The following is an 887-nucleotide window of genomic DNA, read 5'->3' as shown; positions in this document are numbered from 1 at the left end:
CGACGACACCACGACGATGCCCGACGACCCCACGCAGGATGACAATGTGATCGTGCCTGACGACGAGGAGGACAATTCTGATCCTGCCCCGCCAGCCCCGCACTAGCACCATTTTCAAATCGTCTTGTCCGTTGCGCTTGGCCGCAACGGACACTATAGCTGCATAATCCAAGATCCGAATTTTCAGGAATCCCGAATGTCTGTCGATATTTCCACCGTCAAACGCGTTGCGCATCTTGCCCGTATTGCCGTGAGCGAAGACGATGCGGCCCGTATGACAGGGCAGCTGAACACCATTCTCGGCTTTGTCGAACAGTTGAACGAAGTGAACGTCGATGGCGTCGAGCCGATGACATCCGTCACGCCCATGGCGATGAAGAAGCGTGCGGATGTTGTCAACGATGGCGAAAAGGCGGCTGATATTGTTGCCAATGCACCGATCCATGAAGAGAATTTCTTCGTGGTGCCGAAAGTCGTGGAATAGGCGGAGCGATGGCTATTTCCGTTGCCATTGAAACGCCGCTGCAGGATGACGTCAGGGCGCTGGTTAGCGACCTTAATGACCATCTATTGCCGCTGTCGCCCATCGAGTTCCAGTTCAAGATGTCTGTGGAGCAGATGGCGGGCGCAGATACGACGGTTTTCGTGGCGCGCGACGAGAATGGCGTGGCAGTCGGTTGCGGCGCTTTGAAAGACCACGGAAACCACGTTGGCGAGGTGAAGCGCATGTTCACCCGGCCGACGGTGCGCGGTCAGCGTGTCGGGTCGGCCTTGCTTGAGGCCATAACCGAACTCGCCAAGGAAAAGGGTGTCACACGGCTTGTTCTCGAGACGGGCGCTGGCGAGGGATTTGCGGACGCTTACCGGCTTTATGAGCGATCCGGGTT

At 57.2% G+C, this 887-nt stretch carries 2 protein-coding genes; both read left to right on the top strand.

Annotated elements, in window-relative coordinates:
- The first annotated feature begins 196 nt into the window (after positions 1 to 196).
- Complete coding sequence (gatC, locus tag ACXJ5O_RS28460) at positions 197 to 484, top strand: Asp-tRNA(Asn)/Glu-tRNA(Gln) amidotransferase subunit GatC (protein WP_457302836.1); 288 nt, start codon at positions 197 to 199, stop codon at positions 482 to 484.
- Between the two features lie 8 nt (positions 485 to 492).
- Positions 493 to 887: GNAT family N-acetyltransferase (locus ACXJ5O_RS28455; protein WP_457302835.1), on the top strand; the 395-nt coding region annotated here is incomplete at its 3' end.

The organism is Phyllobacterium sp. P5_D12, from assembly GCF_054049495.1.
This window is presented reverse-complemented; position numbering and strand designations above follow the sequence as displayed.

What these genes read in the sequence shown, in the direction of transcription:
- gatC (WP_457302836.1), top strand. Translation starts at nt 197, where the DNA reads ATGTCTGTCGATATTTCCACCGTCAAACGCGTTGCGCATCTTGCCCGT.